This window comes from Janthinobacterium aestuarii (assembly GCF_046113285.1).
Classification (GTDB): Bacteria; Pseudomonadota; Gammaproteobacteria; order Burkholderiales; family Burkholderiaceae_D; genus Janthinobacterium.
In genome coordinates, this window is the sequence record NZ_CP142524.1 from 6177855 (window position 1) to 6204657 (window position 26803).

Sequence of the window (26803 nt, forward strand, 5' to 3'; positions counted from 1 at the left end):
AGGGCAGAACCACCGGTTCTGCCCTTCCTTGTTAACTACCTGCTTAAAATTTAGACACTTAACATCATTAAACTGGCATTACCACCGGCCGCCGTCGTATTCACGCACAGCGCCCGCTCAGCGACCAGGCGCCACAGGGGGATGGCACCGTCCTGCGTGGTGGCGATGGTGGCCACCAGGGCCCCTTCCCGTGCCGCCAGCAGCGGTTTGAGCTGGCCATCGAGACTAGGCTCGATCATGGCGATCTGGAAATCCTGCTTGACGGACTCGAGGCTGCTGACGATCTGGATGCGGTCCTTCAGCGCCGCCGGCAAGTCGCCGGGGATCAGCTCCGGCGCTTGCGCCAGCACGAGGGCCTGGTTACCGGTGGCCAGCACGGCCGCCAGCTGGTTCATCAAGGTGCCGGACGTGGCTGCCGCGCACAGAATCGTGCCCCGTGCGGCAAAGCTCAGGGTATTGCGCTCGCCCGTCGGGCCTGGCAAGACGGTGGTGCTGCCCAGCAAGGTGGTGCGTGCGTATTCCTGCGCCAGTTGCTGCACCTGGTCGTGGCCATGCATCTTCGCCCAGACGGTCAGCGCGTCGAGCGCGGGCGGCGCCTGGCGCTGGTGCTGCGCGCCGGCCGGCGCATTGCGCTGCAGGCGTTTCAGATACAGGGGGCCACCGGCTTTCGGTCCCGTGCCCGATTTGCCTTCGCCGCCGAACGGTTGCACGCCGACGACGGCGCCAACGATGTTACGGTTGACATAAATATTGCCCACGTGCGCGCGCTGGGTGATGAAAGCGATGGTTTCGTCGATGCGCGTATGAATGCCCAGGGTCAAGCCATAACCGCTGTCGTTGATCGATTGCACCAGTTGCGGCAGTTCGGCCCGCTTGTAGCGGATCACGTGCAGCACGGGGCCGAAGACTTCCTGCGTCAATTGCGCCAGCGACTTAATTTCCAGCACGGTCGGGGCGACGAACGTGCCTTTGACGGTCGGCAAATCGAGCGAATAATGGTCGATGGCCATGGTTTTCATCTTGTTGATGTGGGCCAGCAAGTTACCTTGCGCTTCCGCATCGATGACGGGACCGATATCGGTCGCCAGGCGGTCAGGATTGCCAACGCGCAATTCCTGCATCGCACCTTTCAGCATATGGATGGTCTTGTCGGCGATTTCCGTTTGCAGGAACAGCACGCGCAAGGCCGAGCAGCGCTGGCCGGCGCTGTCAAAAGCGGACGACATCACGTCCTGCACCACCTGTTCCGGCAAGGCGGACGAATCGACGATCAGCGCGTTCTGGCCGCCCGTTTCGGCGATCAGGGGAATGTCGATGCCTTCGGCCACGGCGCGCGCGGCCAGGTTGCGGTTGATCAATTGCGCCACTTCCGTCGAGCCCGTGAAAATCACGCCTTTCACGCGCGCGTCATTGCACAGGCCGGCACCGACCACTTCTCCACTGCCGGGCAAGAATTGCAGCGCACCGCGCGGCACGCCGGCCGCATGCAGCAATTGCACGGCGCGGTGGGCGATCAGCGGCGTTTGCTCGGCCGGCTTGGCCAGCACTACGTTGCCGGCTGCCAGAGCGGCGGCCAGTTGGCCCGTAAAGATGGCCAGCGGGAAGTTCCACGGGCTGATGCAGGTGACGGGACCGAGCGCCAGGGTGTTCGGCGCATGTTCCACCTGCGCCGCGTAGTAGCGCAGGAAGTCGACGGCTTCGCGGATTTCCGCGATCGCGTTCGGCAGCGACTTGCCCGCTTCGCGCACGGCCAGGGCCATCAGCTCGATATGGTGTTCCTCGAACAGGTCGGCGGCGCGCAGCAACGCTTGCGCGCGGACCGACGGTTCCGTCGTTTGCCAATCCATGGCATACGCGCTGGCGCTGGCCAGCGCCGTTTCCACGTCCGCCGGACCGGCTTCCATGACCTTGCCCACGACATCGTCGTGCTGGGCCGGATTGTGGATGACTTGCATCGGCGTATTCAGGCTGACGGCGCCATCGATCAGCGGCGCCGCCTGCCATGTCTGCTGCTGCGCCAGGCCGGTGGCCAGGGTGCGCAAGGTGTCTTCATTCGACAGGTCCAGGCCGGCCGAGTTCCTGCGCTCGCTGCCAAACATGTCCAGCGGCAGCGGAATCGACGGGTGCGGCAAGCCGCCCTGCAGGCGTGCCTGTTCCAGCGGATCGCGGATCAGACTATCGATGGCCACGCTTTCGTCGACGATCTGGTTGACGAACGATGAGTTGGCGCCGTTTTCCAGCAGGCGGCGCACCAGGTAGGCCAGCAGGGTTTCATGCGAGCCGACGGGGGCGTAGATGCGGCACGGCTTGTCCAGGTTGTCGGGGCCGACGACCTGGTCGTACAGGGTTTCGCCCATGCCGTGCAGGCACTGGAATTCATAGTCGGTAATACCGTCGCGTTTTGCCCAGGTATAAATGGTCGACAGGGTTTGCGCGTTGTGCGTGGCAAACTGCGGGTAGATCAGGCTGCTGGCAGCCAGCAGTTTTTGCGCACACACGAGGTAAGAGACATCCGTGTAGACCTTGCGCGTGTAGACGGGATAGCCCTCCTGGCCGTCGACTTGTGCGCGCTTGACTTCCGCATCCCAGTACGCGCCTTTCACCAGGCGCACCATGAACTTGCGGCCGCTGCGGTGCGCCAGGTCGATCAGGAAATCGATGGCGAACGGGCAGCGCTTTTGATACGCCTGCACCACGTAGCCGATGCCGTCGAAGCCGGCCAGGTCCGCATCGAACGCCAGTGCTTCCATCAGGTCCAGCGACAGTTCCAGGCGGTCCGTTTCTTCCGCATCGATATTGAAGCCGATGTTGTGCTGTTTGGCCAGCAACAGCAACGCTTTGACCTTCGGCAGCAATTCTTCCATGACGCGGGCGCGCTGGGCGCGGCTGTAGCGCGCATGCAGGGCCGACAGTTTCACGGAAATGCCGGGGCCGTTGCGGATGCCACGTCCGTTCGACGCCTTGCCGATCGCGTGGATCGCCGTTTCGTACGAAGCGTAGTAGTTGGCCGCGTCGGCTTGCGTCAGGGCCGCCTCGCCCAGCATGTCGTACGAGTAACGGTAGCCGCGCGTTTCATTCTCGCGGCTGTTCTTCAACGCTTCCTCGATGGTTTGCCCCGTGACGAACTGGTTGCCCAGCATGCGCATGGCCAGGTCGACGCCCTTGCGGATCAGCGGTTCGCCGCCTTTGGCGATGAGCTTGGTCATGGCCGAACCGAGGCCCGATTCGCTGCTGGTACTGACCAGTTTGCCCGTAATCAGCAAGCCCCAGGTGGCGGCATTGACGAACAGCGACGGCGATTCGCCCAGGTGCTTCTTCCAGTCGCCCTTGCTGATTTTGTCGGCGATCAAACGGTCGGCCGTTTGACTGTCGGGTATACGCAACAGCGCTTCAGCCAGACACATCAATGCAACACCCTCTTCCGACGATAGCGAGAACTCGTGCATCAGTGCATCGACACCGGACGCGCGTGTGCGTTTTTGGCGCACGTTCGAGACCAGGCGATGCGCCAGCGCTTGTCCTTCGGTGATCGTTTCGGTACTGCTGGGGCGCACTTGTTGCAACAGCCACTGCACGGCGGAAACCTCATCGCGCCTATAGGCGGCAGTGATGGCGGCGCGTTGTGGTGTCGCTTCGGGCAGGATTTCTGCCTGGAACGCAGCAAAAGGAATCGGGATAAAAGCCGAGGGGCCTGCAGGGTGCATAAGTGCTCTTTACAAGGAAAAAGGGGACGAAAACTGACGTAATTCTTGCTCTTTTTTGGTGCAAAAAAATACAGAAAGTCGGACGTTAAGATGATTCGATTGTAAAGGGGATTCTTATGGATTAATTCTGGTAATACAGGGGACTAGCAATAGATAGTTTTTGATGCGACAATTTAACCAAATAATATTAATTTGGGGGTGATAGGAATGCTGGACAAGATCAGTAAGAAAATCTTGATGGAATTGCAGAGCGATGGACGCATCAGCAATGTGGAGCTGGCCGCGCGCGTGAACCTGTCGCCGGCCGCCTGCCTGGAGCGCGTGCGCAAGTTGCACGAATCCGGTTACATCATGGGCTATACGGCCCAGTTGAACCCGCAGTTGCTCGACGTGTCGTTGCTGGTGTTCATCGAAGTGGTGCTCGATCGCACGACACCGGAAGTGTTCGACGCCTTCAAGCATAGCGTACAAATCATTCCAGAGGTACTGGAATGTCATATGGTGGCCGGCGGCTTCGATTACCTGGTCAAGGCGCGCGTCAAGGACATGGCCGCCTACCGCGAATTCCTGGGCAAGACCTTGCTGCAAAAAGGTGTGCGGGAAACCCACACTTATGCCGTCATGGAAGAGGTCAAAAACACCACCAAATTGCCAATTAAGTGACCTCGGTGTAGCCGCCCCACTTTTCTGATTGAGCTATCGGAACAAATGTTGTAGGGTAGAACCACAATTCTGCTATCCGGTAGCCGCCTGAAACGCCGCATAGACGTGACGTTCAGGGTGCAAGGCGGGCAATCGTGCCCACCCGCATACGGTTACAGCACGTCCCTTCAACGGGACGTGACGGGTTCGCGCAGCGGGGGACAAATGAAGCAGTTGCAGCATCAGCTGGTGCGTTTCTTTGTATTCACGATCCTGGCCATGGCCATCGCCTGTTGCCTGGCCTATCTGTTGCTGCTCTCGGGCGGCGAGCATCCGTATCTGATCGCTTGCGTGGCCGCCGCCATCGGCGCCGCGCTGCTGGCGGCGGCCAGCCGTGCGCGCGGCGAGCCGGGCTTGCACGAGTTCGCCGATACGGTGGGCAACGCCATCGACGCCATCATGATCGGCGCAGCGGAAACTTCGTATTTTGTCGATTCCGTCAAACAGAAGGTGGAACTCGACGTGCGCACGGCCAGCGACATTGCCGACAGCTCCGTGCAAAATGCCGCGATGACGGAAAAGATCGCCGCCAATGCGGAACGGGCCGCCAAAGTGGCCGCCGGTGTGCGTGTGGAAAGCGTGGCGGCGCGCGCCGAAGTGGACCAGGGCTTGCGCCGCATCAATCATGCACGCGAGGAAGCGCAAGGCGCCTCCAGCAACATGCTGAGCTTGCAGGAAAAATCCAAACGCATCACCGGCTTTACGGAAGCCATTTCCGATATTTCCGCGCGCACCAACTTGCTGGCGCTGAATGCCGCCATCGAAGCGGCGCGCGCCGGCGAACACGGGCGCGGTTTTGCCGTGGTGGCCGGCGAAGTGCGGCAATTGGCGCAGCGCACCAAGGAAGCCTCCGATGAAATCAGCGTGATGGTGCGCGAAATCAATGAACAGGCGGAAAAAGCCGCACGCGGCATGAGTTCGCTGGCGACCGGTGTCACGGAAGCGGCGCGCAATGTGGAAAGCGTGCATGCCTCGCTCAGCCATATCGAGGAATCGTCGGGCGAGTCGGAAGACGAGATCGGGCAAATCGCCCGCGCCTCGCGCGAGCACGTCGACACGACGCAGCTGATCGCCGACGCCATCCTGCAAATCCGCGACAGCATGTTGTCGACGAATGCCGAATTGCCGCGCGCCACGCAGTCGGCCATGGCTCTGGCCGAGCGGGCCGAAGTGATCGCCGGCGCGCTGGGCGAATCGAGCGTGGCCACACCGCACGACGAGATCCGCGAGGCGGCCCAGCGCGCCGCGCGCGAAGTGGGCAAACTGTTCGAGCAGGCGATCGCCTCGGGGCGCATCACGCGCGAAGCCCTGTTCGACCGCCACTACCGCCCCATCCCGAACACCAATCCGCCCAAGCACAACACGAAGTTCGATGCCTTTACGGACAAGGTGCTGCCCGACCTGCAGGAAGGCGTGCTGGCCGCGTTACCCCATCTCGCGTATGCGGGCGCCGTCGACAACAATGGCTATTTTCCAACGCATAACAAGAAGTTTTCCCAGCCGCTGACGGGCGACTACGCGACCGATATCGTGAATAACCGCACCAAGCGCATCTTCAGCGACCGTACGGGCAAGCGCTGCGGCAGCAACACCAAGCCCTTCCTGTTGCAGACCTATAAACGCGACACGGGCGAAGTCATGCACGATTTATCCGTGCCGATTCACGTCGAGGGCAAGCACTGGGGCGGTTTCAGAATCGGTTATCGGTCCAGCAATCACGCATAAAAAAAACGCCTGAGACATCAGGCGTTTTTTTGTTACGTACAGGTGTTATTCGACGTGCGGCTTCGGTGCCACGCCGCCGCCGGCCGCCGTGGCCGTGCGCAGGGTGGGCGTGTTCATGCTTTCCAGGTGGTTGCGCAGCCATTTGTGGGCGGGGCTGCGGGCGTCGCGTTCGTGCCACAGCATGTCCAGGTGGACGGCCGGCAGGGTCAACGGCAAATCCTTGTACAGCAGGGACTCCGTCATGCCCGTCGAGGCGATCAGATGGCGCGGCAAGACCGTGATCAGGTCGGAATTGGCGACGACGCGCCCGGCCGTGAAGAACTGGTTGACCGTCAACAAAATGCGCCGTTCGCGGTGGATCTGCGACAGCGCTTCGTCGATCAAGCCATGCGCGCGGCCGGAAAAGCTCACCAATAAATGGTTGGCCGCGCAATAGTTATCCAGGGTCAATTCCTTGTCGGCCAGCGGATGGCCGCGCCGCATCACGCATACATACTTGCCGGAATACAGGCGCTCGTGGCGGATGGGCGAACCCGTCTCGCTCGACAATTGCGCCGCCACGCCGGGAAAGAAGCCCACGGCCAGGTCGATATCGCCGCGCAGCAGCATCGGGCGCGGTTCGCGCGTCGTCAGCGGCATCATGCGCACGTTGACGCCCGGCGCTTCCCGTTCGATCGAGCGCATCAATGAAGGCAGCCAGAACGCGGCCGTCGCGTCGGCCATGGCCATGCGGAAGGTGGCGTGCGTTTTCGACACGTCGAAGGTTTCCGGCGTGACGGCCGCTTCCAGGCTGGCCAGGGCCGAGCGCACGGACGGCCACAGCGCTTCGGCGCGGGGCGTGGGTTTCACGCCATATGCCGTGCGGATCAGCAATTCGTCACCGAGGCTCTCGCGCAGGCGTTTGATGGCGTTCGATACCGCCGGCTGCGTCATCGCCAGGTGGCCCGCTGCGCGCGTCAGGTTTTGTTCCGTCATGACGGCGTCGAAAACACGCAGCAAGTTCAGATCCAGCGTCAGAAAACTCATGGAAAGCCCAAGATAAAAGTTGAATTGATTACTTAAAATTGATTACTTAGGAGTGTAAACCGCGCCGGGCACGAATATTTTCACTCGTTAAAAAATATTACAGTTTTCCATTCACGATTCATATAATTGGTATCAAGAAATGGAATTAGATTTATATGTTGCACTGCACTATAGTACTGGCAAATTCTATAATGCACTGGAACAGTATGTCTACCTTCGCCTCCGCCCTGTACGCAGTATCCGCACCCGTGCTGGAGATTTCCCTGCTGAACGCCCTGCAACTCGTGCTGGTGATCGTTGCCGTGGGCGCCTTCGCCCTGCTGTTCAAGCCATTGCTGGTGGGCATTGCCCGCGCCATGGTGCTGGTGGTGCGTCCCAAGCTGAGCCGCGAAGAGCGTTTGGCGCGCCAGCAGATGCGCGAAGCGCAAGCCTTGCAGCGTACCTTGGGCAAGATGGATGGCGTGTCGCCAAGCAACGCCGCCGAATTGCGCGCCCTGTCGACGCGCGCCTGAGCGATCAACTGTTGCAAATGATAAGCCGGCCTGCGCCGGCTTTTTTTACGCCCGCCGCCAGCCGATTACGCCACGTCGCCCAGCAAATGCGCGCGTAACACCGTGTCGGCCGGATGGGCGCCGATCCAGATTTTCAGCAGCGCATTGTAAAAAGCCAGGTCCGGCACCATGTCGCCCACCTGTTTGCCGTTCAGCTTGCACAAGGTCCCCTCTTCCGGCAGCCAGTCCACGGTGAGGATATCGCCCTTTTTCAGCCCGGGCACCGTTTCGAACATGGCGCCGAACTGCATCGTCTGGCTCAGCAGGCGCGTACGGTCGGCCTGGTCGGAACTGCGCTTCAAGCCCTGCATGAACGCTTGTCCCAGCTCGTCGGACGTGATGTCGCGCAGCATGACGATTTCCAGGCGGCGCGGCCCGGGCAGTGCCAGGATGTCGGTCAGCTGGGTTTTCTTTTCCGGCAGGTACAGCGCAATCGTGTAGACCTTGAAGATGACCTTGTAGCGCACGCCGGCGCCGTTGAGTTTCAACTCGCGGCTGGCCAGCTGCACCGTGTCGTCCAGCCTGACGCCGCCCACTTCGACGGCCAGCGCAGGTTGCTCCAGGGCGGCGCACAAGCCCGCGCACAGGCAGGCGGCGGCCAGGGAGCGGCCCAAACGGGATGTGCGTATTTGCATCTTCTGCCTCCGTAGAGAAACATGTGCTGTGGATAAGTCCGCACATGCACACAGTGTAGAACAGTTGGCAGAAGCTGGCGCCACGCAGAAGTGGCGAGGAAGAAATGCTTAGGGTTTGGCGGCAGGCAGTTCCGCCTGCAGGCGTTCGTACTTGGCCATCAATTGCTCCGGGCTTTCGCGCCAGGCGGGATTGAAGGGGATGCAGCTGACGGGGCACACTTGCTGGCATTGCGGCTCGTCAAAGTGGCCCACGCATTCGGTGCACTTGTTGGGATCGATTTCGTAGATTTCCGCGCCCATGTAGATCGCGTCATTCGGGCACTCGGGCTCGCAAATGTCGCAATTGATGCATTCGTCGGTGATCAGTAATGCCATGATTTCACTCTTACTTATTGCGATGAGGCAGCGTTGGCGGCAATCTTGTTTTGCAGCCAGCGGTTCACCGAGGGGAAGACAAACTTGGAGACGTCGCCGCCCAGCGCCGCGATTTCGCGCACGATGGTGCCCGAAATGAACTGGTACTGGTCGGATGGCGTCAGGAACATGGTTTCGACATCGGGCAGCAGGTAGCGGTTCATGCCCGCCATCTGGAATTCGTATTCGAAGTCGGAGACGGCGCGCAAGCCGCGCACGATGACCCGCGCTTCATGCTTGCGCACGAAATCCTTGAGCAGGCCGGAAAAGCTTTCCACTTGCACATTCGGATAGTGACCGAGCACTTCGTTGGCGATTTCCAGGCGTTCGTCGAGCGAGAAAAACGGCTGCTTGTTCTTGCTGTCGGCCACACCGACGATCAGCTTGTCAAACAGACCCGATGCGCGGCGCACCAAATCTTCATGACCGCGCGTGAGCGGATCGAATGTTCCTGGATAAACGGCTACAACCATTGCGGCTCCCTGATGATGCACCAATATAGACGCGCATTATGCCTGAAATTGGTGACCACCTTGGTGCTGCGCCTCGGGCCAGGGAGCTTTTTTGCCTCATTTATAGGCAGATTCAGGCAGTTGCCGGCACTTTGTTGTAAGTTAGCAAATGATAATAAACGGTGCCCGCCTTGTCGGCGCGGATGACTTCCCACGGCGCCATCCACTCGGGCTTTTCCAGTGCGCTGGCTTCATCGAAGACCAGCGGCAAGCCCGATTCCGCGTACACGATGCCGCCTTCCCTGAGCAGGTTGGCGCACAGCGGCAACACTTTCGCCAGGAAATCCTGCTGGTAAGGCGGATCGAGGAAGATCAGGTCGTAACGCTGGCCGCGCGCTGCCAGGCCTTGCGCCGTCAGCAGGGCGTCGCCGCGCAGCAATTGCACATTGTCGGCGCGCAATTTCGTCTTGTTTTCTTCCAGCTGGCGGATCACGGGCGTATGCGTATCGACCATGGTGACGGACGCCGCGCCGCGGCTGGCCGCCTCGAAGCCCAGTGCGCCGCTGCCGGCAAACAGGTCCAGCACCTGGGCGTTGGCCCAGTCGCCGTCGCGCAAGTGGTTGATCCAGTTGAATACGGTTTCGCGCACGCGGTCCGGCGTCGGGCGCAAGCCCAGTGCCTGCAAAACAGGCAGCACGGAGCGCTTCCACTGGCCGCCGATGATGCGCACCTGGTTCGGTGGCGGCGCGTGGTGGACGGGGACTTTGGCGGGTTTTTTAATTTTTTTTTGCATGGGGATTTCTTCAATTCGATGGCGGCCACTATAGCATATGGCCCCATCCCCCCCTGCTGGCGCTGGCTGCCTATTTGGCTTGCGTGGCCAGGGAATTGAAATCGTCGATCCAGCCCTGCATGCGCTTGACGGCATGGGCTTTTTGCGCTGGTGTGGCGATCTTGATCACCGTCATGACCATCTGCGCCGTGCTGCTTTCGTAGGCGTCAAAAAAGGCCTTGCGCTCCGAGTGTTCCAGGCGCTCGAAACTGTCCTTGATCAGGGTCGTGATCAAGGCTGCGGCCGCTTCCTTGCCGAGTTTTTCTTGGTGGACTTTCTTGACCAGGGTCAACACATTCTGCTGGCGCCGCATGCGTTCGTCGAGCCAGATCTCATTGTTCAGCGGACGGGCGTCGGACGCCTTGCGGATGATGGCTTCCTGCTCGCTGCTGAAGCTGCCGAACCACAGTTCGAATTGCTCCATGGCTTTCTTGTAACGCAGTTTCTGACGCTTCTCCTGGTCGCCGCTCAGGTATTTCTTGCGGTAATCCTCATTGTTCGACTTGAACTTCTTTTCCATCTGCGTGATCTGCTCGGGCTTGAGCGAGCGGGCCAGGTCGGCCAGCTCGGGCGTGGCTTTCAGCAGCAGCGCCTGGGTGCGTTGCTTGATCTCGCTGTAGTCGGCCATCAGGTCTGCCTGCGTGATATTGCCTTGCAGCTGTTTCTGGCCCGTGCGCAAGATTTCCACGTAATCCTTCAATTGCGTCTTGCGGTGCCAGTCGAACAGCTTGTCGATGTCTTCGCGCACCCAGCCCTTCTGGTCGCGGTCCAGGTCGACATACGCGTTCAGCCACCAGTACAGCACGGTATCGCCGTTGTTGTAGGCCAGGCGCAAGCCGCTGCAGCCGGCCATGACGACAAGCATGATGGCCAGCACGGCATAAGTAAACCGCTGGAAGGGCGTGGAAGACGGGGTCTGCGTGTTAAACTTTTTCATATTCTTAACTTATAAAATTACGGTCTATGAACGTTGTCATTCTCGCTGCCGGTATGGGCAAACGCATGCAGTCGGCACTGCCCAAGGTATTGCACCCGTTGGCGGGCAAGCCGCTGTTGTCGCACGTCATCGACACGGCGCGCGTCCTGGCGCCGTCCCGATTATGCGTGATTTACGGGCATGGGGGCGCAGCGGTGCTGAAGTTGCTGGACGGCTACAAGACCAAGCAGGATCTGGCGATCGACGCGGCGGAACAAACGCAGCAGCTGGGCACCGGTCATGCCGTGCAGCAAGCGGTGGCGTTGCTGGATGACAGCGTGCCGACCCTGATCCTGTACGGCGACGTGCCGCTGACCAGCGCCGCTTCCCTGCAGCAACTGGTGCAGGCGGCCGGCAAGGACAAGCTGGCTATTTTGACCGTGGAACAGGACGATCCCTTCGGCCTGGGCCGCATCGTGCGCGAGCACGGCGCCATCGTGCGCATTGTCGAGGAAAAGGATGCCACGCCAGACGAGCGCGCCATCCGCGAGATCAACAGCGGCATCATGGTCGCGCCCACCGTGCAGCTGAAGCAATGGCTGTCGGCCTTGTCGAATGACAATGCTCAAGGGGAATACTACCTGACCGATATCGTTGCCCAGGCCGTCGCCGACGGCGTGGCCGTCACCTCGGCCCACCCGGCGGCCGTGTGGGAAGTGGCGGGCGTCAACAGCAAGGTGCAACTGGCCCAGCTGGAACGCATCCACCAGAACAATATCGCGCAAGCCTTGCTCGAGCGCGGCGTGACCTTGCTGGACCCGGCCCGCATCGATGTGCGCGGCGAACTCATTTGCGGCCGCGACGTCACCATCGACGTCGGCTGCGTGTTCGAAGGCCGCGTGGAACTGGGCGACGGAGTGCGCGTGGGCGCCAACAACGTCATCATCAATGCCACCGTGGCCGCCGGCGCGCACATCAAGCCCTTCTGTCATCTCGAGAATGCCGTCGTCGGCGCCGCTTCCATCATCGGCCCTTACGCGCGCCTGCGCCCGGGCACGGTTCTGGCGGAAGACGTGCACATCGGCAACTTCGTCGAAGTGAAAAACAGCCAGGTCGCCGCGCACAGCAAGGCCAACCACCTGGCCTACATCGGCGACGCCACCATCGGCTCGAAGGTCAACATCGGCGCCGGCACGATCACCTGCAACTACGATGGCGTGAACAAGTTCCGCACGGTGATTGAAGACGACGCCTTCATTGGCAGCGACAGCCAGCTGATCGCGCCCGTCACCGTCGGCAAGGGCGCCACCCTGGGCGCCGGCACGACCTTGTCGAAGGATGCCCCGGCCGGCAAGCTGACGGTGTCGCGCGCGCGGCAGGTGACCATCGACGGCTGGACGCGTCCCGTGAAAATCCCCAAGTAAGCGATATCGCCCTCACCCGGCATGACGCCGCCAGCCTGTCCGGGCTGGCGGCGTTTTTTTGCGCCTGTGGATAATCCTGTGGAAAGCTGGCTGGTAACCCGGGATAAGTCGCAGCTTTATTTCCATCAAGTATTTCTGCTGTATTTTGGTGTGTGGATAAACATGTGAACAAGCAGGCGGACAAGTGATGGATAAGCCCGGTATAAGCTGCGTATAAATGGTGAAAAACCTGTGGAAAAGACGGGATAAGTTATCTGGCGAAGTTTGGCGCCTGAGTAACGGTTTAAAAACTTTATAGCAACTTTCAGGTCAAAGCATCTTTGATGTTTTGGAGTGATTGACGATGTGGACGCAAGAGAATCGAAGCCGGCATCAGCAGGTGAGGACGGCACTTAAACGTGGCTATCCCACAGATGTGAAAGATGAAGAGTGGCGTCTGATCGCACCGCTGCTGCCAAGGCAAGCGAAGACGGGAAGACCTCGCAAAACGGATTTGCGCACGGTGATCAATGCGCTGCGTTACATGGTACGGTCCGGATGCGAGTGGCGCATGCTGCCAAATGATTTCCCGCCGTATCAGACGGTTTATTACTGGTTTCGGCGGCTGATGCGGCGCATGCTGTTTCGTACCATTCATGACTTGGCGCTGATGCTCGATCGTATGTGCAATGAACGGGAGGTGCTGCCGAGTGCCGGTGTTGTCGATAGCCAGAGCGTGAAAGCGCCAGGGGCACGAACAAGAGGCTATGACGCCCACAAGAAACTCAGCGGGCGCAAACGCCATATCGCGGTCGACACGGACGGTCGCTTACTGGCGATGAACCTGACCCCAGCCGATATTGCCGACTCCACTGGTGCTCAGATGGTGCTCGACGGCCTGATTAAACGCTGGCCATGGGTGAAGCATCTGTTTGGGGATGCGGCATATGACCGCAAACAGTTGATGGACAAGGCTGCGTTTCTTGACTTCACGGTGGAAGTCGTGCGGCGCCTGCAAGGGCAGCAAGGTTTCGCTGTTCAACCCAGGCGCTGGGTGGTCGAGCGAACGTTTGCATGGCTGATGCGTTACCGGCGCTTGGTGCGCGACTACGAGCAGCGCCTTGATGTTTCGGAAAATATGATTTACCTGGCCATGGGTTCGTTGCTGCTGCGTCGACTAAATTTCCGCTAAGTTATTAAACCGTTCCTGAGGAGGCAAGCTAGCCTCGCAGGCTATGAAAGTAGCCTCAGATTTTTGCCTGTCTGGATTGTGGATAAGCTTGTGCGTAATTGGATAATAAGTCATGAATAACTTATAAGTCATTGTATTGCAAGAATATTTAAGACAAATTTGTAAAGCCTTGCTGTGGGTAAAGCTGTGCAAAAGCCTGTGATTAAAGCGTGGGCAAACGCTGGATAAGCCGGGATAAGTTTTATCCGGGAACTGATGTCTATTTATTGAAAGGCCTCATGCGCGGCTGGATGGCGGCGGCCGTGGAAAGCCGTGATGTTCATACTGTGGATAAACTTGTGCATAAGCGGGCGGAAAGGCTGGGATAAGCGGGGATAACTTCTCTTCCAGCCGGATTTATACCGCGATGCGCGTCTCGAACTTGCTGCGAAACGTGGAAAAATAGCTTTTTACGTTGCGCACATTCGCGTGCGCGGCAAACAGGCGGTGCGCCAGCGCGTGGTAGGCGGGCATGTCGGCCACCTGCACCATCAGCACGAAGTCGGGCCCGGGCGAGACGCGGTAGCATTGCAGCACGGCGGGCTCGTCCGCCACGAGTTGCTCGAATTCGGCCATGCGTTCCGCTGCCTGCACGTCGAGCGTGATTTCCACGATGGCCGTCAGGCGCGCGCCCACCAGCTGCGGCGCGACGATGGCCACTTGCCGCTCGATGACGCCGCTTTCCCGTAAATGCTTGACCCGCCGCAAACACGTGGGCGCCGAGACGTGCACGGCTTGCGCCAGCTCGCTGTTGGTTTGCGACGCATCAATTTGCAAGGCATTCAGGATGCGACGATCGATTTCATCGAGGGTAATATTGTGCTCGCTCATGATTTTGATGAATTAGAAAATATATCGATTATAAATGAAATAATATTTCACCGTGAAATAGTCATGAAATATTCGGTCAAAAATATATGGATTTAGAAAGCATATTTCACGCACTCTGCATTAGCATGCGTGCATTGATTAAATTTTAGACAGAGGTTTCCATGTGCGGCATCGTCGGCGCGGTAGCGCAACGTAATATCACTCCCATCCTGCTCGAAGGCTTGAAGCGCCTGGAATACCGCGGCTACGATTCCTGCGGCATCGCCCTGCATGCGGATGGCCGGTTGCAGCGTTCGCGTTCCACCGCGCGCGTGGCCGAGCTGGAAAAGCAGATCGCGGAAGAAGGCTTGAGCGGTTTTACGGGCATCGCCCACACGCGCTGGGCCACGCATGGCGCCCCGGTCTCGTTCAATGCCCACCCGCACTTTTCCCCGACGGAAGAGAACGCCCGCGTGGCACTGGTGCATAACGGCATCATCGAAAACCACGACGAACTGCGCGCCGAACTGACGGCCCTCGGTTACGTCTTCCAGAGCCAGACGGACACGGAAGTGATCGCCCACCTGGTCGAGCACATGTATAACGGCGACCTGTTCGAGACCGTGCAGCAGGCCGTGAAACGCCTCGACGGCGCGTACGCGATCGCCGTGTTCTGCCGCGACGAGCCGCACCGCGTGGTCGCCGCGCGCCAGGGCTCGCCCCTGATCGTCGGCCTGGGCAACGGTGAAAACTTCGTCGCGTCGGACGCCATGGCGCTGGCCGGCACGACCGACCAGATCATCTACCTGGAAGAAGGCGACGTGGTCGACCTGCAACTGTCGCGCTGCTGGATCGTCGACGTCGATGGCAAGCCCGTCGAGCGCGAAGTGAAAACCGTGCATGCGCACACGGGCGCGGCCGAGCTGGGCCCGTACCGCCACTACATGCAGAAGGAAATCTTCGAACAGCCGCGCGCCATCGGCGACACCCTGGAAGGCGTGACGGGCATCATGCCGGAACTGTTCGGCGACGACGCGTATAAAATCTTCAAGCAGATCGACCGCGTGCTGATCCTCGCCTGCGGCACCAGCTCGTATGCGGGCATGACGGCCAAGTACTGGATCGAGTCGATCGCCAAGGTGCCCGTCAGCGTGGAAGTGGCCAGCGAATACCGCTACCGCGACAGCGTGCCGCATCCGAACACCCTGGTCGTCACCATTTCGCAAAGCGGCGAAACGGCCGACACCCTGGCCGCCCTGAAACATGCGCGCAGCCTCGGCATGCAGCACACCCTGACCATCTGCAACGTGGCCACCAGCGCCATGGTGCGCGAATGCGCCTTGGCCTACATCACGCGCGCCGGCGTGGAAGTGGGCGTGGCGTCGACCAAGGCGTTTACGACGCAGCTGGCCGGCCTGTTCCTGCTGACGCTGTGCCTGGCGCAAGTCAACGGTCACCTGTCCGAAGAGCAGGAAGCGGCGCACCTGAAAGCCATGCGCCACCTGCCCGTCGCCATCGCTTCCGTGCTGGCGCTGGAGCCGCAGATCATCGCCTGGTCCGAGGAATTCGCGCGCAAGGAAAACGCCCTCTTCCTGGGCCGCGGCATGCACTACCCGATCGCCCTGGAAGGCGCCTTGAAACTGAAGGAAATCTCGTACATCCACGCCGAAGCGTATCCGGCCGGCGAACTGAAACACGGGCCGCTGGCCCTGGTGACGAATGAAATGCCCGTCGTCACCATCGCGCCGAACGATGCCCTGATTGAAAAGCTCAAATCGAACATGCAGGAAGTGCGCGCCCGCGGCGGCCAGTTGTACGTCTTTGCCGACGTCGACTCGCGCATCAGCTCCGGCGAAGGCTTGCACGTGATCCGCCTGCCCGAACACTACGGCGATTTGTCGCCTATCCTGCACGTGGTCGCGCTGCAATTGCTGGCCTACCACACGGCGCTGGCGCGCGGCACGGATGTCGACAAGCCACGCAATCTGGCGAAGTCGGTGACGGTGGAGTAAGCCGGCCGGGGGCCGCCCCGGGCCTGTCACGGAACAATAGAAGCACTTTATATTGACTAAAAATAGGTGGATTTTCGGCCAGCCTCGACCGACCGGAAGTCCAGCCTGCATATAGCTTTGGTAGCTAGTTCTTGTACCAAATTTTCGTCCCTAATCGTACCCTCGAAGTTGGTTAGCACTTTATCGGACTTTTCCCCATTGCAGGCGCCCCGCCAGAGAGCGCTGAAATTTACAGAGAAATCGATGATTGCTTAGATTTTGGCGAGAGGATGCCGCCTATGTCTCAGTTGCCTGCACGAGCACATCGTGCCGCGCTCGCAGTGGCGACTCCCGCATCTCAGTCCGACATCTCACCAGCGAAGTACAACTCAACGGAAGGGGCGGTAACTCTTCGAAATTGACCCTGGTCATGGCGATGACCTGTCGCCCCGAAGTAGGTGGGCTGTAGAGGCGGCCGTATATTTCCCGCGATGAGAAAGGCATTTAGCGGCCATTTTAATGTCAACTATTACTGACATACAGATTGTATCTGGCCGATCTTTTAGCAATACCCAACATCTCGCATCGACTCGCTTGACTCATGCGCTGAGCTCAGCCTTCGCGGCAGCAAGTAAGTCCGAGTAGTCGAGATATGCTTCCAAGCTTGGACTTCTTAGAACTAACAAGTGCACGCAAAAAAACTGGTACAGAGAAGGTGCCGTTTACGAGCTGCCCCGCCAGCTTCACCTCAGGAAGCGACACTCCCATCGCGAGCATCTTCTGCACTAGCTCCTCCTGTTTTATCGCAGGACACTCGCCAAGCTCGGCACTTAAAACTCCAACGGCACGGCCCTCCCAACTCCCATCAACCTTAAGTCAATTCTTGTGTACTAGCTCAGATTTGATCTGACAGGCGTCGTCCGATGACCAGCAGCATCCGCCGCCGAAGCCGACGTTGCTGGTTAGCCCAATTGCCCTTTAGGGCTGCGTATTTATGAGCAGACAGCCTGGCTTTCGGACGTGGGGCGACTCGCTCGACGGCGCGCATTATACCGATGCAAATGGCTGATAGAATTACTCCTTTGCATTGTTGAACAGGCGGGCAGATATGGCTATCAAAAAGGACCAACACGTCGTCCCGACAGGAGGCAAATGGAGTGTACGTAGCACAGGATCGGATCGTGCGTCCCGGGTGTTCGAAACCAAGGAATCGGCGGTCACGCACGCACGCCAAATAGCACGCAATGCACACACTGGCGTGTATGTACATGGGAAAGACGGTTTGGTGCAATCCAAACATTCGTTCGCCCTGCCTCCTGGCTCTTCGAATTCCGAGAAGACAAAAGCTGGCGCAAGTGAAGTCATCAAGGACCCGAATAGCTCGAAAGGCAGGAAGTGAGATGACCTTCGAGAAGAATGTGTTTGTGAACTGCCCGTTCGACGACGCCTATAAGGCGCTCTTGCGCCCATTACTTTTCACGCTGGTCTACCACGGCTTGAAGCCGCGCATCGCCACCGAGCGGCACGAATCGGGTGAGCAGCGCATAAATAAAATTATCGAGTTGATCGAGGATTCAAAGTTTGCGATCCATGATCTGTCGCGACTTCAGGCCAAAAAGAAGGGAGAGATGTTCCGCCTAAACATGCCGTACGAGTTGGGCATCGATGTCGGTTGCCGGCGTTTCGGCCGCCCTCCGCTTGATAGCAAACGCTACCTTGTCTTGGCGGCAGAGCGGTATGCCTATCAAGCAGCTATCTCCGATATTTCCGGCTCTGACATAAGTGTTCACAGCAACGACCCCATTCAGATCGTTAAGGTGGTGCGCGCCTGGGTGGCGAACCAGATCGGTTCAAACTACGGGCCTGCCGCAATCTGGAGCGCCTTCAATGACTGTATGGCAAAACTGTCAGACGATTTTGAAGAGAAAGGTTTTGAGATCAGCGACATTCAGGATCTCGCAGTACCTGAGGTTCTCGATTACATGGAAAAGTGGATCGCTACCCATAGAAAATCTGGAGGTTCCCACGGCGCGTCTGTTCCTATTACTACGACCGAACCACGGAAGAAACCGGTGCGTCCTGTAAGGTCTTGGAAGACCGTTTAGAGCGCCTAACAAAGCGCCTACATATAACTTGAAAAAATGAGGGAGCAGGCAAGAGAAAGAACGTCTTTTGGAACCTGCCCCTGGCCGGGAGCGGCCCCTCAGAACTTTAACTAATCTGACAGCCGGTGTCAGATCAAGTTGGCACTACTGCAATTTTTGGTCACCTATCCCAACTCAAGCTTTACTTCGACCTCATCATCTTCATGGTCGGTCCAACACGTACTGATGTTCCGTGCCTTGCAGCTCGAGTAGGCCGCCTCGCCAAGGAGTTCGCGAGTTTTTTGCAGGTTCTTCGGCGTAACGTGTTCTGACCGCTTCGTATTGTCGCGCCATCCACAGAAGTAAATCTTATCGCTGTCTTCCACGTGTCGCCGATGGCGAGCTACGTCCTGTGGCTTCGCCTTGGACTTGGTGCCAAGCAGGCTTGGGACAGCGGCAGAAAAATCTTCGAGGAAGCTTGAGATACGGAATGGATTCCCCGGGTCAAACGTGAGTCCTAACGCCTTACAAAGCGCACGATACACCTCGTTGGGTATTGTTGGGGTAACAGTGAATCCTGGGCCGACCTTGAACTCAAACGAGACGTTGTGTCCCTTCGCGCCAAACATCAAGCTAAACGGCGATTCATCAATAAGGAAGAGTACGTCGAAAGTCACCTTGCCGTGCCGGTATTCAATCTTGCTGCGGAGCTCTCCGTCTTGTTTCATTTGCTTGAATAGAGCAGATAGACCAGTCAGTTTCATATTTAATTCCGTTTGGCAACATGGCCAGTCTATTTTCTGCCAGCCGAGAAGTCAATCAGTCGACTGCAAGTTAAGCGTTCCACGCATCCCACTCAGCGCATTTATGACTGCATTGAGTGAGATTTCACGTATTTTTGCTGGGGAACAAACTGTTATTATTTTGCATTAATCAATGCAGACCAACGCCTGCGTTCGATTCAGCCTGGAGGAGTTAGTTGGAACCTGACTATTTGCGCTGGGCTTCTTAAGGTGGTTGCGCGAGTCGGCTGGCTAACCCAAATGCTTTGGCCCCCATAGCCTTGAGGTATTGTTCAACTGACCGAAAGAGAACATGACCCGCGTCCGTCACCTAGAGATCCAAAATTTCCGTTCCATACAGACGCTCAATTGGGCGCCATCTAATGGCGTGAACTGCCTGATTGGTCCTGGGGACAGCGGCAAGTCGACTATCCTGGACGCCATTGACCTATGCCTCGGTGCGCGACGAAGCGCACCTTTCGGCGACACGGACTTCTTTGGCCTGGACGTAACCCGAACCATCGTAATTAAGGTTACCCTTGGCGCGCTCCCTGACGCACTCAAGAACATCGATACTTACGGAGATTTCCTTCGCGGATTTAACTTCACCACTGGACTCATTGAAGACGAGCCGCGTGCCTTACTAGAAACGGTCCTGACACTCAAGCTAGAGGTCAACGGCGACTTGGAGCCGAGTTGGACACTCCATTCCGACCGAGCGGCCCGACAGCAATTAGAACGGTCTCTGGCTTGGAAAGACCGTAGCCTTCTGACGCCAGCCCGTATCGGCACCTATGCAAACACGAACCTTTCTTGGTCCAGGAGTTCGGTACTAAACCGTCTCACGGAAGAGCGGGCGAACCTTGGCTCGGAATTGGCCAGTGCGGCACGAGCAGCGCGGACAGCCTTCGGTGCGCAAGCTGGCCCACAACTGGCGCAAACCCTGCAAGTGGTCACCCAGACTGCTACTGCCCTTGGAGTATATGTCGGTGCTAGTGCTCAAGCGCTGCTCGATGCTCACTCGGTATCAATTGGAGACGGCGCTATTGCGCTTCACAGCGAGACCGGCATCCCCTTGCGGTCGCTGGGTACTGGGTCAGGTCGGCTTCTTGTCGCGGGCTTGCAACGGGCCGCCGCTGCCGCCGCCACGGTCGCTCTAGTAGACGAAGTGGAGTACGGACTTGAGCCGCACCGTCTAATGCGTCTGCTTGACTCGCTCGGAGCCAAAGACGCAGCCCAACCGCTGCAGGTTTTTATGACCACCCATTCGCCGGTAACGCTGAGGGAACTTGCAGGTACCCAGCTCTTCGTCGTGCGCCAGCGTGCAGATATCCACACAGTCACATGCGCTGGCGCGGACGACGGTATCCAAGGCACATTGCGTAAGTCTGCTGAAGCCTTCCTGTCCAAGTCGGTAATCGTATGTGAAGGCGCCAGTGAGGTCGGCTTCGCCCGTGGGATGGACCAGTGGTGGGTCCACTGTGGGGCGACATCGTTCTTGGCTCATGGAGGCTCGTACGTGGACTCCGGCGGAGGAACCCCTGACCAATGCTTCACCCGAGGTGAGGCTTTCATAAAGTTGGGCTATCGCGTCCTTGTGTTCGTCGACGCGGATAAGCCAGTTACGACCGTAGGGCTTGTCGAAAGGTTCGTGGCCGCAGGTGGCCAGTACATCACATGGCGCCCAGGTTTCGCGCTCGAAGATGAGCTTTTTCGCCATTTAAGCAACGATGCGGTGCGCGCGCTTTTGAGTAAGGCAGACGAGACAGTGGGCCGCGAGCTAATGGCCGAGCACATCAAATCGAAATCAAAAGGGCGCATCACATTGGAAACCATTGAGGCCGAGCTGATGAACGGTGGTTACACACTTGAGAACCGAGTAGTGCTCGGACTTGCCGCCCGCAACAACAAGACCGGCTGGTTCAAGTCCGTGAGCTGTTTCCAGGAAATCGCCAAGGATATCATCGGCCCTCACATAGAGAATGCCGAGCCGGGGTTCGTTCAAATTACACATCAGCTTTTCGGGTGGACGGATGCCACGGCCTGAAATCGATATTTTTCAGTGGCGGCGAGGCTCAGTCACCGCGCCAGCTGGATGCGGTAAGACCCAACTTATCGCGGACTCGCTGAGTCAGCACAGCGATAAGAAGCCTGTCCTTGTACTGACTCATACGAACGCTGGAGTCGCCGCTTTACGCACCAGGTTGCAGCGGGGAGGCGTTCCCAATTCAGCGTACGCGGTGTCGACTATCGATGGTTTCGCCATGCGGCTTGCGGGAAAATTCCCGCTGCGTGCGGGACTCGATGCGCGGGTTCTTGAATTGGTCACTCCCAATAACGACTATCCTGCCATCCGAATTGCCGTGCAAGGGCTACTGCAGTCCGGCCATATCACTGACCCTATTGCTTCCACCTATTCGCGTCTGCTGGTCGATGAATATCAAGACTGTAACGCCGCGCAGCATGGCATTGTCTGTTCACTGTCCCAGACACTCCCCACCTGCGTCCTCGGCGACCCGATGCAAGCGATATTCGGCTTCCGTGATCCGCTGGTTCATTGGGAACGGGAGGCTCAGGCGGAGTTTCCGCCAATCGGTGCCCTACAAACGCCGTGGAGATGGCGTCTCGCAGGAATGGACGCTCTGGGTACATGGCTGCTTCAAGCTCGCGCAACTTTGCAAGCAGGTCAGCCTGTGGACCTACGGGGAGCGCCAGACGGAGTCCAGTGGGTTCAACTAAACTCAGGCGGAGAGGTGCAGCAGCGGCTGTTGGCTGCACGTACAGTAGCGCCAGACCGAGATGGGCGCGTTCTAGTCATCGGCGATTCAATCAATGTCGCCGGACGCCATCAGCTAACCATGCAGACACCGGGAGCCACTTCCGTCGAAGCCGTCGACCTGAAAGACCTGGTCAACTTCGCTCGTCAGTTCAATTTGGCGAGTCCGCGAGCGCTGCAGCAACTCGCCGATTTTGCGAGCACACTGATGACCGGCGTGGGTACTGCAAACCTCCTCGCCCGAGTTGATACGATACGTGGCGGCAGGGCGCGTACACCGCCAACGCCTGCTGAAGCCGTCGCGGTCGCGTTCATGGCTGCCCCGAGTCATCATGCGTCAATTGACATGCTCCAATCTTTGACGGAGCAACACGGCGCGCGCGTCTACCGCCCAGAAGTGCTTCACTGCTGTATCTCGGCGCTAAAAGCAGCCGGAGGTGAAGGAGGGTTCGTTGGTGCTGCAATTCAAGCCCGCGAGCGAAACCGTCACTTGTGCCGACCAATGGGACGGCGCGCCGTGGGGAGCACTCTTCTCTTAAAGGGGCTAGAGGCAGATGTCGCCGTAATTCTCGAACCCGAGCGCATGACGGCACAACATCTGTATGTCGCTCTCACCCGAGGAGCCAAGCGGGTTGTTATTTGCTCACCGACGCCACTGCTGACGCCGGCTAGAGGACGCTGACGAGTACGTTCCACGCAAACTATACATCGCTTCTGATGTGGCGTTTGCAGATCATCATGCGGGAATTCAAAGTTAACTGCTAATTCATGTCAGTGTAGAAATCTATGGTTACAATCTCGTAACTTTTTGAGTATGATAGTAAGCAATTAACTACATGTAATTTTGGAGCTGGTTTTGGCTGTATACGTTGATAACGTGCGGATAGCATGGCGCGGACGTCATTGGTGTCATTTAGTTGCGGATTCCCTGGATGAGCTGCATCAATTTGCCCACACGCTTGGTCTCAAACGAACTTGGTTCCAAGCCCACGCATCTTTGCCGCATTACGACGTCACCGTTGAAGTTAGAGGCGTAGCGCTTACCCGCGGAGCAGTTGCCGCAGATAGACGGACTTTGATTTCTCGAGGACGGTTGCTGAAGCTTGAGCTAGCTGAAAAAAGTACGGCGGGTGAACCTCAACTGCGATTGTTTGAGTGATTTTGGCACCGGCCTTTAGTTTACTAATACCATGGCGTTAAGCGTGGGCGGGTAAGGCATTTCTCTATGTATCTAAGCGCAGAAACACTCGATGACCTATTGCTTAAGCTGTATAAGCATCTTCTGCGCAAGCGAGGCTCCTCCGATATCACTCCAACGAAGGGCCCTGCCACTGAAATTAGCGGAGCTCTCCTCCAGATTAAAAATCCACGCGCGCGCTTGAGCAGAACCGAAAAAAAAGGCACGCTTTTCAGCTGTCTCGGTGAGTTTCTTTGGTATTTGGCGGGTTCCGACAAACTCGACTTCATCAAATACTACATTCACAGGTACGGCAAGTTCTCTGACGACGGTAAAACGGTCTACGGCGCCTATGGACCGAGGCTGTTTGAACTGAATGGCGTCATCAATCAGGTTCAAAATGTTATCGACACTCTGAAGGCGAATGCCGCGTCCCGTCGGGCAGTGATTCAGCTTTTTCGTGGCGAGGACCTGGCTAATAATTTGGAGATGCGCCGGGAGGACTTGCCGTGCACATGCACGCTTCAGTTTTCGGTCCGTAGCAATCAGCTTCACGCCATGGTGATGATGCGGTCCAATGATGCATACCTCGGATTGCCGCACGACGTGTTCGCGTTCACGATGCTTCAGGAACTAATTGCACGCTCGCTCGGTGTAGAAGTCGGTCCTTACAAACACGCTGTCGGCAGTCTCCATTTTTATACGGAAGACACACAAGAAATCCGTGACTATCTGGATGAAGGCATCCAGGAGCGGATTCCAATGCCACCAATGCCGTACGGTGACCCTTGGCCGGCTGTGCAAATGCTTTTGAAGGCCGAGCGAGCGATTCGGCGCGGGAGAGCACATTCCTACGGAAGCCTCGACCCGTACTGGTGTGACTTGGTGCGGCTTCTGGAGGTGTACCGTTATTCCCGCAATGATAAGCGAGGTGCGCAACCAGGGAAGATCAGAACACTCAAAAAGCAGATGAGTTCTCATGTTTACGACACGCATATACAGAAACGTCACAGCCGCGCGTTGAAGCAGGTTCAACCTGCAACCCCTATGCTATTCGACCCTGTTGAACTCGACGCACTTCAAACGGATACAACTGAAAAAGTAAACCGCTAAGCAACCAAGACGACATGAAAAATCCAAAACTTGCAGCTCATCTGGAACAAGAACTGGCGAAATATCGCGTGGGTGGCAAACCGCTGCCCGGCATCCCATCTCAAGCTGAACTGACCGCCCTGGTTGCTCAGATGGTCGACAGTGTCGCGCGCATCAACTACGTTAAGACCATCGCTAAGCGCGATATCTCGCCCGCTAGATTGGACCCAAAGAATGCGCACATGTTCGACCCACTGCGCGCGGCGATTCAGCACATGCGCGCAGGGAACGAGGACGAAGCCTTCTGGCTGGTGTTTCTGTTTGTCCACTGCGGTAAAAACCTCACGAAAGGATACAGCCTGCTCCGCATGGTCTATGGCGCATTCAATGATAAGTTTGTGTGGACCTGGAAAAAATTCTCGGCAAACCCCGATGCGTTTTCGATGTGGCTTCATCAGCATTTAGACGAACTGCTGGCGCAAAGTAAGCAATTCCCCTTTGGTAATCACCGCAAGTACGAGAGTTTGAAGCATCTTGGTGTGACGCTTGCCAGCTATGCTGACTGGGTCGGGCCATCGCGGTCCCATCGACAGCTTCTTGACGCAGCAAAAGCTGAAGTTGGCACCGACCCGAAAGCGCTCTTTGACTACCTCTATTACAGCATGGATGCCGTGCACCGATTTGGCAGAACAGCCAAGTTCGATTATCTCACCATGGTCGGGAAATTAGGCCTTGAGAATATAGAGCCGCCATCGGCGTACATGATTCACGGTACCGGCCCGGTGCGAGGTGCACGGCTGTTGTTCGGTGGCGCTGCAGACAACGAATCGCTGTCCAAAAGGAAGCTGGACGAACTCTCTGTAGACCTCAACAAAGCGCTCGGCGTGGGCATGCAGGTCATCGAAGACTCGCTTTGCAACTGGCAGAAGAGTCCCGATAAGTATTTATTCTTCCGCGGTTAACTGCTCCCATTTGTAGCGCGTTTTTAAGCGATTATATCGGTCAGGTCTAACCAGCCCGCGGAACTGCATCTGGCCAACAATAATACCGTAGGAAACGCCCGCATCGCGAGCAAGCCTGGTAATCCCGATGAGGGCTTTAGAAGCCGCTGGAAGACGCTGCTGTAACTCTCGCGGTATCAGGAGGTCCATCGCGAATTGATTGGCCTCTTCTTCTTGCGGAGACTTTGGTCCATCTGAAGTCTCAAGTATTAACAAGTCCGGGTCCCAGTGTAGAACCAGATGTCCAGCTTCATGGAAAAACGAAAACCAGAATTGGTCATCGGTTAGATATCGGAACGATAGAAGTAGCACAGCCTTCTTCGGACCCGCAAAGAATGTAGCACCGCTAGCACGGCACCCCTTAGGCGCCTTTACCGTCACAACGGCGACGCCAGCCTTCGCGCAAAGCGCTCGAAGCTTCGGTAAGAACTCGGATGGCTCAGCTATTTGGGTGAGGCCGCGTATCTTGGCCAACTGCGATGAGAAAAGCTGGGGGTTCCACTCCTGGCATTCGATAGTTTCTGCCTGAAGTTCGCCTTGGCGCAACCACGCGGCCGTCGCCGGCGCATGCTCAAGATATGCATCTGTCGTACGGAATGCTGCTGCGGCTTTGAGGTCGACATAGGTGCGATACCAAGCATCCAAATTCGGCACGCCGAAGAAGTCTAGGCAGCTGCGTAGCTTTTCCTGCTTGTCTCTTGCTGTATCCACCCAGCCAAGGGATTGCATTTCCTTGAGCGGCAGGCTTTTTAGCCAGGTCTTGTATTCTTCATTTTCGGCGTCAACACCTTCGTTTAGCTCGGCTAGTTGCTTGCGATATTGCTCTTCGCGGCGTAGCCAGAAGCTAGCAGGCGTCCCAAGTGCGTCTTCAAGACGAGCAGCGACACCGGCAGTTAACGGATTTTTGCCCGTAATGAGGCCTGCGAGCTGGCGCTCGCTCATGTCGACCAAATCGGCTAAACGCGAAGAAGCTACCCCTTTGGTATTCATCAAATCAGAAATTGTTCGGCCTGGCGGAACCGCCCACATTGGAGCGAAATCGACTTCAGTTCTCATTGGCGCGCTCTATAGATAAGATTTTCACTCGGGTGACCTGGGTCCAGTCTAGTTTTCCTGCCTTGCTGGGCGGCGGTTTATGGTTCGCCACGGCGCACAACTGGTAGGAATCGTCGAGAAAGATAACTATTCGGTCATTCGCCGCTTGGTCAAACTTCGCAAAGCCCCATGCAACTAGCTCGGCCGGCGAATCCGCAGCTCTAAGGTCAGCCAGCCGCGCGTGAAGCGACTGCCCTGCGGTTCCGCCATATTTGCGCTTCGCCGAAATACTGCTCTCGCAAACTTTTCTAAGATTTTCGTCTTGAAACGCCAGTTGTATAGGCATTGGATTATATATTTCGACCGCCGAGATTGCCGGCATGCCGACACTACAGACCCATCGCGTGCGTATTTGGACAAAATCAGTGCTGCTAAGCTAAGCTGCACACCGCTGTTGATGCTTC

General features: G+C 57.7%; 24 protein-coding genes and 1 pseudogene. 13 read left to right on the top strand and 12 right to left on the bottom strand.

Features of this window, described 5'->3' with window-relative positions; genetic code table 11:
- Nucleotides 1–50: 50 nt before the first annotated feature.
- Nucleotides 51–3704: a trifunctional transcriptional regulator/proline dehydrogenase/L-glutamate gamma-semialdehyde dehydrogenase gene (putA, locus tag OX462_RS27855; RefSeq protein WP_070218915.1), complete on the bottom strand. Its 3654-nt coding sequence runs from the start codon at nucleotides 3702–3704 to the stop codon at nucleotides 51–53.
- Nucleotides 3705–3911: 207 nt separating this feature from the next.
- Here putA and OX462_RS27860 point away from each other — a divergent pair, with 207 nt between their 5' ends.
- Both OX462_RS27860 and OX462_RS27865 read left to right on the top strand, forming a co-directional pair.
- Entirely contained in the window at nucleotides 3912–4367 is a 456-nt protein-coding gene (locus tag OX462_RS27860) for an Lrp/AsnC ligand binding domain-containing protein (RefSeq protein WP_010393827.1), read from the top strand.
- Between the two features lie 204 nt (nucleotides 4368–4571).
- Nucleotides 4572–6131 (top strand): methyl-accepting chemotaxis protein, encoded by a 1560-nt coding sequence (locus OX462_RS27865; protein WP_070218914.1) that lies wholly within the window; start codon nucleotides 4572–4574, stop codon nucleotides 6129–6131.
- A 45-nt stretch (nucleotides 6132–6176) separates the two neighbouring features.
- Here OX462_RS27865 and OX462_RS27870 read toward each other — a convergent pair whose 3' ends face one another.
- Nucleotides 6177–7157 (bottom strand): LysR family transcriptional regulator, encoded by a 981-nt coding sequence (locus tag OX462_RS27870; protein WP_034783859.1) that lies wholly within the window; start codon nucleotides 7155–7157, stop codon nucleotides 6177–6179.
- 206 nt (nucleotides 7158–7363) lie between these two features.
- On the opposite strand from OX462_RS27870, the gene OX462_RS27875 reads away from it, so the two are divergent.
- Nucleotides 7364–7669 (top strand): hypothetical protein, encoded by a 306-nt coding sequence (locus tag OX462_RS27875; RefSeq protein ID WP_070218913.1) that lies wholly within the window; start codon nucleotides 7364–7366, stop codon nucleotides 7667–7669.
- Nucleotides 7670–7734: 65 nt separating this feature from the next.
- Here OX462_RS27875 and OX462_RS27880 read toward each other — a convergent pair whose 3' ends face one another.
- From OX462_RS27880 to OX462_RS27900, 5 genes are all read right to left on the bottom strand, one after another.
- Entirely contained in the window at nucleotides 7735–8343 is a 609-nt protein-coding gene (locus OX462_RS27880) for a chalcone isomerase family protein (protein WP_070218912.1), read from the bottom strand.
- A 108-nt stretch (nucleotides 8344–8451) separates the two neighbouring features.
- Nucleotides 8452–8718 carry a YfhL family 4Fe-4S dicluster ferredoxin gene (locus OX462_RS27885; protein WP_070218911.1) on the bottom strand — a complete coding sequence of 89 codons (267 nt, stop codon included), beginning with the start codon at nucleotides 8716–8718 and terminating at the stop codon, nucleotides 8452–8454.
- Between the two features lie 14 nt (nucleotides 8719–8732).
- Nucleotides 8733–9230 carry a pantetheine-phosphate adenylyltransferase gene (coaD, locus tag OX462_RS27890; protein WP_034752633.1) on the bottom strand — a complete coding sequence of 166 codons (498 nt, stop codon included), beginning with the start codon at nucleotides 9228–9230 and terminating at the stop codon, nucleotides 8733–8735.
- A 112-nt stretch (nucleotides 9231–9342) separates the two neighbouring features.
- The gene (gene rsmD / locus OX462_RS27895) at nucleotides 9343–10002 is read right to left on the bottom strand and encodes a 16S rRNA (guanine(966)-N(2))-methyltransferase RsmD (protein WP_139143703.1); all 660 of its coding nucleotides are present in this window, start codon (nucleotides 10000–10002) and stop codon (nucleotides 9343–9345) included.
- 70 nt (nucleotides 10003–10072) lie between these two features.
- Nucleotides 10073–10978: a DUF6279 family lipoprotein gene (locus OX462_RS27900; RefSeq protein ID WP_175444775.1), complete on the bottom strand. Its 906-nt coding sequence runs from the start codon at nucleotides 10976–10978 to the stop codon at nucleotides 10073–10075.
- A 26-nt stretch (nucleotides 10979–11004) separates the two neighbouring features.
- Between OX462_RS27900 and glmU the strand changes: the two genes are divergently transcribed.
- Nucleotides 11005–12381, top strand: coding sequence for a bifunctional UDP-N-acetylglucosamine diphosphorylase/glucosamine-1-phosphate N-acetyltransferase GlmU (glmU, locus tag OX462_RS27905; protein WP_070218910.1), 1377 nt, complete (start codon nucleotides 11005–11007; stop codon nucleotides 12379–12381).
- A gap of 343 nt (nucleotides 12382–12724) precedes the next feature.
- Nucleotides 12725–13552 (top strand): IS5 family transposase, encoded by an 828-nt coding sequence (locus OX462_RS27910; RefSeq protein ID WP_070308615.1) that lies wholly within the window; start codon nucleotides 12725–12727, stop codon nucleotides 13550–13552.
- A gap of 396 nt (nucleotides 13553–13948) precedes the next feature.
- Here OX462_RS27910 and OX462_RS27915 read toward each other — a convergent pair whose 3' ends face one another.
- A complete protein-coding gene (locus OX462_RS27915; RefSeq protein ID WP_070217697.1) occupies nucleotides 13949–14422 on the bottom strand; it encodes an Lrp/AsnC family transcriptional regulator in 474 nt (157 codons plus the stop codon).
- Between the two features lie 161 nt (nucleotides 14423–14583).
- Between OX462_RS27915 and glmS the strand changes: the two genes are divergently transcribed.
- The gene (glmS, locus tag OX462_RS27920) at nucleotides 14584–16413 is read left to right on the top strand and encodes a glutamine--fructose-6-phosphate transaminase (isomerizing) (RefSeq protein WP_070217699.1); all 1830 of its coding nucleotides are present in this window, start codon (nucleotides 14584–14586) and stop codon (nucleotides 16411–16413) included.
- Nucleotides 16414–17004: 591 nt separating this feature from the next.
- On the opposite strand, the pseudogene OX462_RS27925 reads toward glmS, so the two are convergent.
- Nucleotides 17005–17238: pseudogene (locus OX462_RS27925) on the bottom strand (hypothetical protein); the annotation flags it as partial.
- A 262-nt stretch (nucleotides 17239–17500) separates the two neighbouring features.
- On the opposite strand from OX462_RS27925, the gene OX462_RS27930 reads away from it, so the two are divergent.
- The gene (locus OX462_RS27930) at nucleotides 17501–17791 is read left to right on the top strand and encodes a DUF2188 domain-containing protein (RefSeq protein WP_409027483.1); all 291 of its coding nucleotides are present in this window, start codon (nucleotides 17501–17503) and stop codon (nucleotides 17789–17791) included.
- Between the two features lies 1 nt (nucleotide 17792).
- Nucleotides 17793–18497, top strand: a complete 705-nt coding sequence (locus OX462_RS27935; RefSeq protein WP_409027484.1) for a hypothetical protein — start codon at nucleotides 17793–17795, stop codon at nucleotides 18495–18497.
- 164 nt (nucleotides 18498–18661) lie between these two features.
- Here OX462_RS27935 and OX462_RS27940 read toward each other — a convergent pair whose 3' ends face one another.
- On the bottom strand, nucleotides 18662–19240 hold the full coding sequence (locus OX462_RS27940) for a DUF6037 family protein (RefSeq protein ID WP_409027485.1): 579 nt from the start codon (nucleotides 19238–19240) through the stop codon (nucleotides 18662–18664).
- A gap of 331 nt (nucleotides 19241–19571) precedes the next feature.
- On the opposite strand from OX462_RS27940, the gene OX462_RS27945 reads away from it, so the two are divergent.
- The 5 genes from OX462_RS27945 to OX462_RS27965 all read left to right on the top strand — a co-directional run bounded on the left by OX462_RS27945 (nucleotide 19572) and on the right by OX462_RS27965 (nucleotide 25265).
- Nucleotides 19572–21305 (top strand): ATP-dependent nuclease, encoded by a 1734-nt coding sequence (locus OX462_RS27945; protein ID WP_409027486.1) that lies wholly within the window; start codon nucleotides 19572–19574, stop codon nucleotides 21303–21305.
- Nucleotides 21292–22716 carry a UvrD-helicase domain-containing protein gene (locus OX462_RS27950; protein WP_409027487.1) on the top strand — a complete coding sequence of 475 codons (1425 nt, stop codon included), beginning with the start codon at nucleotides 21292–21294 and terminating at the stop codon, nucleotides 22714–22716. The genes OX462_RS27945 and OX462_RS27950 overlap by 14 nt, the downstream gene beginning before the upstream one ends.
- A gap of 174 nt (nucleotides 22717–22890) precedes the next feature.
- Nucleotides 22891–23193, top strand: a complete 303-nt coding sequence (locus tag OX462_RS27955) for a DUF4031 domain-containing protein (RefSeq protein WP_409027488.1) — start codon at nucleotides 22891–22893, stop codon at nucleotides 23191–23193.
- A gap of 219 nt (nucleotides 23194–23412) precedes the next feature.
- The gene (locus OX462_RS27960; RefSeq protein WP_409027489.1) at nucleotides 23413–24324 is read left to right on the top strand and encodes a thymidylate synthase; all 912 of its coding nucleotides are present in this window, start codon (nucleotides 23413–23415) and stop codon (nucleotides 24322–24324) included.
- Nucleotides 24325–24338: 14 nt separating this feature from the next.
- Nucleotides 24339–25265, top strand: coding sequence for an alpha-glutamyl/putrescinyl thymine pyrophosphorylase clade 3 protein (locus tag OX462_RS27965; RefSeq protein ID WP_409027490.1), 927 nt, complete (start codon nucleotides 24339–24341; stop codon nucleotides 25263–25265).
- Here OX462_RS27965 and OX462_RS27970 read toward each other — a convergent pair.
- Both OX462_RS27970 and OX462_RS27975 read right to left on the bottom strand, forming a co-directional pair.
- On the bottom strand, nucleotides 25248–26360 hold the full coding sequence (locus tag OX462_RS27970) for an ImmA/IrrE family metallo-endopeptidase (RefSeq protein ID WP_289953451.1): 1113 nt from the start codon (nucleotides 26358–26360) through the stop codon (nucleotides 25248–25250). The two genes, OX462_RS27965 and OX462_RS27970, sit on opposite strands and share 18 nt — an antisense overlap.
- On the bottom strand, nucleotides 26350–26721 hold the full coding sequence (locus OX462_RS27975; protein WP_409027491.1) for a hypothetical protein: 372 nt from the start codon (nucleotides 26719–26721) through the stop codon (nucleotides 26350–26352). The genes OX462_RS27970 and OX462_RS27975 overlap by 11 nt, the downstream gene beginning before the upstream one ends.
- Between the last annotated feature and the right edge of the window lie 82 nt (nucleotides 26722–26803).

Bases quoted from the DNA above. Each gene is read 5' to 3' on its own strand.
- putA (WP_070218915.1), bottom strand. From the start codon at position 3,704: ATGCACCCTGCAGGCCCCTCGGCTTTTATCCCGATTCCTTTTGCTGCG.
- OX462_RS27860 (WP_010393827.1), top strand. From the start codon at position 3,912: ATGCTGGACAAGATCAGTAAGAAAATCTTGATGGAATTGCAGAGCGAT.
- OX462_RS27865 (WP_070218914.1), top strand. From the start codon at position 4,572: ATGAAGCAGTTGCAGCATCAGCTGGTGCGTTTCTTTGTATTCACGATC.
- OX462_RS27870 (WP_034783859.1), bottom strand. From the start codon at position 7,157: ATGAGTTTTCTGACGCTGGATCTGAACTTGCTGCGTGTTTTCGACGCC.
- OX462_RS27875 (WP_070218913.1), top strand. From the start codon at position 7,364: ATGTCTACCTTCGCCTCCGCCCTGTACGCAGTATCCGCACCCGTGCTG.
- OX462_RS27880 (WP_070218912.1), bottom strand. From the start codon at position 8,343: ATGCAAATACGCACATCCCGTTTGGGCCGCTCCCTGGCCGCCGCCTGC.
- OX462_RS27885 (WP_070218911.1), bottom strand. From the start codon at position 8,718: ATGGCATTACTGATCACCGACGAATGCATCAATTGCGACATTTGCGAG.
- coaD (WP_034752633.1), bottom strand. From the start codon at position 9,230: ATGGTTGTAGCCGTTTATCCAGGAACATTCGATCCGCTCACGCGCGGT.
- rsmD (WP_139143703.1), bottom strand. From the start codon at position 10,002: ATGCAAAAAAAAATTAAAAAACCCGCCAAAGTCCCCGTCCACCACGCG.
- OX462_RS27900 (WP_175444775.1), bottom strand. From the start codon at position 10,978: ATGAAAAAGTTTAACACGCAGACCCCGTCTTCCACGCCCTTCCAGCGG.
- glmU (WP_070218910.1), top strand. From the start codon at position 11,005: ATGAACGTTGTCATTCTCGCTGCCGGTATGGGCAAACGCATGCAGTCG.
- OX462_RS27910 (WP_070308615.1), top strand. From the start codon at position 12,725: ATGTGGACGCAAGAGAATCGAAGCCGGCATCAGCAGGTGAGGACGGCA.
- OX462_RS27915 (WP_070217697.1), bottom strand. From the start codon at position 14,422: ATGAGCGAGCACAATATTACCCTCGATGAAATCGATCGTCGCATCCTG.
- glmS (WP_070217699.1), top strand. From the start codon at position 14,584: ATGTGCGGCATCGTCGGCGCGGTAGCGCAACGTAATATCACTCCCATC.
- OX462_RS27930 (WP_409027483.1), top strand. From the start codon at position 17,501: ATGGCTATCAAAAAGGACCAACACGTCGTCCCGACAGGAGGCAAATGG.
- OX462_RS27935 (WP_409027484.1), top strand. From the start codon at position 17,793: ATGACCTTCGAGAAGAATGTGTTTGTGAACTGCCCGTTCGACGACGCC.
- OX462_RS27940 (WP_409027485.1), bottom strand. From the start codon at position 19,240: ATGAAACTGACTGGTCTATCTGCTCTATTCAAGCAAATGAAACAAGAC.
- OX462_RS27945 (WP_409027486.1), top strand. From the start codon at position 19,572: ATGACCCGCGTCCGTCACCTAGAGATCCAAAATTTCCGTTCCATACAG.
- OX462_RS27950 (WP_409027487.1), top strand. From the start codon at position 21,292: ATGCCACGGCCTGAAATCGATATTTTTCAGTGGCGGCGAGGCTCAGTC.
- OX462_RS27965 (WP_409027490.1), top strand. From the start codon at position 24,339: ATGAAAAATCCAAAACTTGCAGCTCATCTGGAACAAGAACTGGCGAAA.
- OX462_RS27970 (WP_289953451.1), bottom strand. From the start codon at position 26,360: ATGAGAACTGAAGTCGATTTCGCTCCAATGTGGGCGGTTCCGCCAGGC.
- OX462_RS27975 (WP_409027491.1), bottom strand. From the start codon at position 26,721: ATGCCGGCAATCTCGGCGGTCGAAATATATAATCCAATGCCTATACAA.